Source organism: Pseudarthrobacter sp. 01T43, from assembly GCF_056398665.1.
In genome coordinates this window covers 1-5025 of the sequence record NZ_JBFTPV010000046.1, presented here as the reverse complement: position 1 = coordinate 5025, position 5025 = coordinate 1, and the positions used below count along the sequence as shown (strand labels likewise).

At 58.6% G+C, this 5025-nt stretch carries 5 protein-coding genes; 3 read left to right on the top strand and 2 right to left on the bottom strand.

From position 1 onward, the window contains the following. A partial coding sequence (locus AC1DIM_RS19505; RefSeq protein WP_477712003.1) for an orotidine 5'-phosphate decarboxylase / HUMPS family protein occupies nt 1-107 on the bottom strand: 107 nt, incomplete at its 3' end. A gap of 57 nt (nt 108-164) precedes the next feature. Beyond that, a complete protein-coding gene (gene hxlB, locus AC1DIM_RS19500) occupies nt 165-764 on the bottom strand; it encodes a 6-phospho-3-hexuloisomerase (protein ID WP_477712134.1) in 600 nt (199 codons plus the stop codon). Nucleotides 765-1091: 327 nt separating this feature from the next. On the opposite strand from hxlB, the gene AC1DIM_RS19495 reads away from it, so the two are divergent. The 3 genes from AC1DIM_RS19495 (at nt 1092) to AC1DIM_RS19485 (ending at nt 4468) form a co-directional block, all read left to right on the top strand. Beyond that, on the top strand, nt 1092-1811 hold the full coding sequence (locus AC1DIM_RS19495) for a FadR/GntR family transcriptional regulator (protein ID WP_477712133.1): 720 nt from the start codon (nt 1092-1094) through the stop codon (nt 1809-1811). Continuing rightward, nucleotides 1808-2515, top strand: coding sequence for a cache domain-containing protein (locus AC1DIM_RS19490; protein ID WP_477712132.1), 708 nt, complete (start codon nt 1808-1810; stop codon nt 2513-2515). Before AC1DIM_RS19495 ends, AC1DIM_RS19490 begins: the two co-directional genes overlap by 4 nt. Before the next feature lie 468 nt (nt 2516-2983). After that, on the top strand, nt 2984-4468 hold the full coding sequence (locus AC1DIM_RS19485) for an APC family permease (protein WP_477712131.1): 1485 nt from the start codon (nt 2984-2986) through the stop codon (nt 4466-4468). Nucleotides 4469-5025 lie beyond the last annotated feature (557 nt).

Sequence of the window (5025 nt, the reverse complement as noted above, 5' to 3'; positions counted from 1 at the left end):
ATCAGCGGGGTACCGAGCTCGATGATGTCAACGAATTCGGCGACCTGGCCGGCGAGTTCAAGGGCGGCTTCGGTGGTCAGGAGGTCGATAGCAACTTGAAGCTTCATGATGGTGTTTTCTTTCTGTTGAGAACTACAGGTGGGTGTGGAAAATTGAGGGTTCGATTATTCGAGGTTGGCGTGCCTGAGCCAAAGCTCTTCGGCCGGTACATCGGTGTTGTCCCACAGGGACTGGAACAGGGCTTCAGTGGCGAGGAAAAGTACCTGCTCAAAGAGCGACCCGGAGTACTGGCGCGAAACGCTGGAGCCGTGGTCGGTCTTCTGCGCGGCAGGAATGATCACCACCGCGTCAGCGAGCCCGGCGAGCGGTGAACTCGGGTTGGTGGTGAACGCGGCAATCCGCGCTCCGGCCTTCGCCGCTGTTTCCGCTGACTTGACTACGCCGGAGGTCGTTCCCGATCCCGAGGCCACCAGGAGCAGGTCGCCGGAGGCGATTGCGGGCGTCGTGGTGTCACCGGCGATGTGGACGTTCAGGCCCAGGTGCATCAGCCTCATGGCGGCCATCCGCAGGACCAGGCCGCTTCGGCCGGCTCCGGCGACGAACACCCTGCCAGGGTGGCTAAGGTGGCGGGCCACGTCGGCGATCTGCTGCTCGTCGATCTTGGCCGCTGTGTCCGCGATCTCGTCCTGTACAAGAGAGAGATTCCGGACAATGTCACCGGTGGTGCTGTACCCGGTGAGCGTTGCATTTGCTGTCGGAGTCACGATTTGTCCCTTCCATTCGGTCGTCGGCCTGTGTAGGCCGAACGATGCTTTGTGGTTGGTATCCATACTCCCGAAGCGAAAGGGCAGGGGTAACACTGTTTTCTGACGGTTCTACCTACACTTTAGGATTGGTGCTCCGCCGGGGGTCGTTGAGAAGTGCTCTGAAAGCCGCAGTTTTGAAGGATTTATTGCATAGACTCTGGGGAACGAGTTAAGTCCTTGAGGTACTGTCCGGACTGCTTGTTTCTTGACCGACCGTTAGCCCATCCTCCGGAGCGCAGACTTTTGGCCTCGCCGTCCTCATTCCAGTCCCAGATATATCGGTCCTTGCCGGAAATCGAGAGGGCCGATGCGATCGTGGACAGAATTACCAAGGCCATCAGCCTTGGACTACTTAAAGTAGGTGAGCGCTTGCCGCCGGAAGCGGCACTCTCTGAAATGTTTGGGGTTGGCGGCGCCACTCTTCGCGAGGCTTTGGGGGAACTGCGCGAGCGGGGAGTCGTCGAGACCCGCAGAGGCCGGAGCGGCGGAACCTTCGTCGTCAACCAGCCTCGTACGCAGACCGACGCCATCAGGGATTGGTTCCTCTCGACGTCAATTTCGGAAATACGTGACATCGGAGACGAACATTCAGCCATAGCAGCCACCACCGTCCGGCTGGCGTGTGAGCGCGCCGAGGCACACGATTTCGAGCGTCTTCAGGAACTTGCACGAGCACTGATTCTGGCCGATACCCCGGAGGTGCGTGCACCTGCTGACAGCCGCTTCCACATCGAGTTGGCAATAGCCGCGCAATCACCGAGGCTTGCCAACGCGGAAATCCGGCTTCAGGAAGAAACCGTTCAACAGCTCTGGACCCCCCTCACAGTCACATTTGACCCCGAACAGGCAACCGCAGAACACTTGGAATTGGTCCGGGCAATCGCCCAGGATCAGCCCGAGAAGGCCCAGAAACTTGTCCTTGAGCACATCAGGCGAAACATTTTCCACCTGATCGACAAGAAGCTCACCCTCGGCTACGCCCAATCAACCCAGGATGGTCAATGAAGCCCACCACCGAAGTCACACATGCTGCCATCGCCCTTTCCTCGTGGACAAGCGGCGTCTGCGCAGAGGTCGGCAAGCTCGCCAGCGATGTCGCTGGCCGCCTTGAACGAAACCTCGCCGGCAAATCCAAGGTCGGAACGGCTGCACTGGTTGGATTGGACGAATATCCTCGCGAGTTCCTGACACGAAACACCTTTGCAGCCGGAGCCGGTACCTTCTTCGCCGTGGAAACCATCGAGCAGGGAGTGCCGGCGCTGGACTGGTGGGCACGCAAGGAAAACGGCACCATCGGCAAGCTCGACCTGGACATGACTCCCGGCAGCAGCCGCTATTACGACTACGAGAAGCTGCCGTTCTTCTCCACCGCCGCTTCCACAGGTGAGCAGAGCCTGTGGGGGCCCTATGTGGACTTTCTCGGCTTCGAGGAATACATCCTGACCTTTGCGGCTCCCCTCGCCGTCCAAGGGCGATTCGCCGGGGTAACTGCCTGCGACATCCGGATCAAGGACCTGGAACCCCTCATCATGCCGACCCTGCGCGCCATCCCCGGCGATGCCGCCGTCATCAACGCCAGCAACCGCGTCATTCTCGGCAACTCCGGTTTATACCTTGTGGGTGAGCGGATTAAGTCCGACTACCCCAACCAGCATCGGGTGGCTCTGGATGTTCCTCACCTTGGGCTCTCCCTGATCTACACGATCTAGCCGCCTCCCCGCGCGACGTGGCAGAGCAAAATTGGCATCAATAAAAGCTATCGCAGTAGAGCTTTTACACTGTAACCTCTGGAAGTGACCTGTTTCACATCGAATGCAGCGAGACGGTCACGGCCTTTCGAAACCGGAGGGAGAACTTCCCTGGCTCTGGCACACCCCTCGTCCGAGTCGCGCAGGTTCGATGCTCATGATGTCTTCGCGAGCGGCCCAGGCGCACTTCCCGGCCTCGGCCTCGCACGCATGGCTGTACTCATGCACCACGCCCAAGCCCGTACCGTGCACTCACCGCCCCGCCGTCGGACATCCACGCCAGCTGAAAGCTCGTGCCGCGCATCGGCACTGCAGTACCACCTGCCGGGCTGGCCAGTTTGGTTTTTCACCGCGACTTAGATATCCAAAATCGAAGTTGCATAACTAACAAAGTCAGAGACGACTTTAAGTAGTTTAAGGGAGATTTTTATGAGTGAAGATCGTATAGACGGAGCCGATCACCTGGAACGTTCGATCGACTGGAAGCAGGGTTTGGCCATTGCCCTGGGTGTTCCCTTGCTGGTCCTGCCCTCTTTGGGTTACCTTCCGCTGTATTTATCGGCTGCCGCAATTCTTATCTGGGGACTATCGGTCCTGCAGGGTTTCATGCAGAGCACGGCGTATGCCGAAATGGCTACCACCTTTCCCAAAGCCTCGGGTCTGCCAGGTTTTGCGCAACATGTATTTCGCACCGAGAACTACAAGGGCAAGTACGACAAGGGCAAGCTGATCGGCGGGTTCAGCGCCTGGAGCTACTGGTTTGCCTGGACCCCGGTATTGGCGATCTTCGCCATCCTGGTGGGCGGCTACCTGCATGGTCTCTTTCCGGTACTGGGCGAAATGTTTACCGAGAATCAGTTGGCCTTGATGACAGGGCTGGTGATTTTCACCGGACTTTTCGCGGTGAACTGGTTCGGCCTCAAGGATGGCGCCATCCTGGGTTACATCCTTGCTGCTGTTTCTTTGATACCGCTGGTTGTCCTGACCGTGGCGCCCTTTGCTACCGGACACGTCGAGATGGCCAATATCACCGGCAGTTGGTTGCCGGCTGACTGGGCCTGGGACATGCACCATATCCTGATTCTGTTTGGCATCTTTGCGATTGCGCAGTGGAGTGCCTGCGCGTGGGAAACGGCAGCCATCTACGGGCCTGAATACAAAAACCCGTCCAAAGATGTACCCAAGGCACTGCTTGCCTGCGGCATCGTCTGCTTTTTCTCGTTTGTGCTGGTACAGGCTGCGGTGATAGGCGTGCTTGGTGTTGACGGCGTACTGGCCGAGCCCGTGTCGCCACTGATCCCGGTCGCCCAAGCCGTCTTTGGCGAAGCCGGCTCCATCGTCACCATCATCATGCTGATCGCCGCCATGATCCTGATCATTCAAACCGCTTACCTGGGCTCCTCCCGCGCCATGCACTCCATGGCGATGGAAGGCAACCTTCCCAAATCGCTCGGCAAAACGAATCGCCACGGCACCCCCTTTGTTGCCATGCTGATCATCGGAGCCTTTAACCTGGTGCTGATATTTATGGGAAACCCCGCAGCAATTGTCGCGGCCTCCGCAATTGGCTACACCTGCGCCAACGGCATCAGCCTGTTCGCCTACGTCAGAGCCAAAAAGCACCCGGCCTTCGCCAATCTGGAGAGGCCATTCAAGGCCCCCAAGGGCTGGCAAAACGTCGCCATGACCTTCGGTCTGTTCAACCTGCCGCTGTGCCTGATCGGCGTGGTCTACCTGAACAGCCTGGAAATCGGCTGGACCCCGACCTGGGTCGGGTTCATCGTGCTGGCGCTTTACATACCCATCTGGCTGTATTCACAGCACGAAACTACGCGCACGAAGAATGCGGCAATCCCTCCCCGTCCTTCAGATCACGACGCCGGAGAACCGGAAAAGATTCTGGATCTCAGGTAACGCAACCCGCCCTTGGCCCCTCCCGGGCCAAAAGTTCCCTGCCTGTCATGGTCCTGATTCACCGCGCCTCCCCCCTGCAGCGCAGTGGGGAGGCGCCGAGCCCACCGCGGCTGTCCAGTGGCCAACGCTTTTTCACGGCGGTACCGGGCCCCTACGAGGGCCCGGTACCGCCGTGAGTCCGTTCCGAAGGGTTCCGCGGCCCGTCAACTACACCAAGGGAAAATAAACCTTAAATCCTTGGCTTAATTTTCTAAAAAAGACTGGACTAGATGAATTACGTCCCGTAGCTTTGCAGTTGGGACGAGAGCGTGATTCGTATCACACCACGAGAGCTCAGAGCAGAGCTCGGCCGGTTATTCCGAGAGACGATCCCTCCCGAAGCCCCATCCTTTATCCACCATCAGTCATAGGAGACATCATGGAAACCACTCTGGTAGGAACACTGAGCAAGGCCGGCTCCATCCACAAAGTGGAAAACGGCTTTATCGGGCTGCCGTCTATGGACGAGCCGGGTACGGTCGCTGCGATCGGCGATTCACTCCACAACCCCGAGGGTT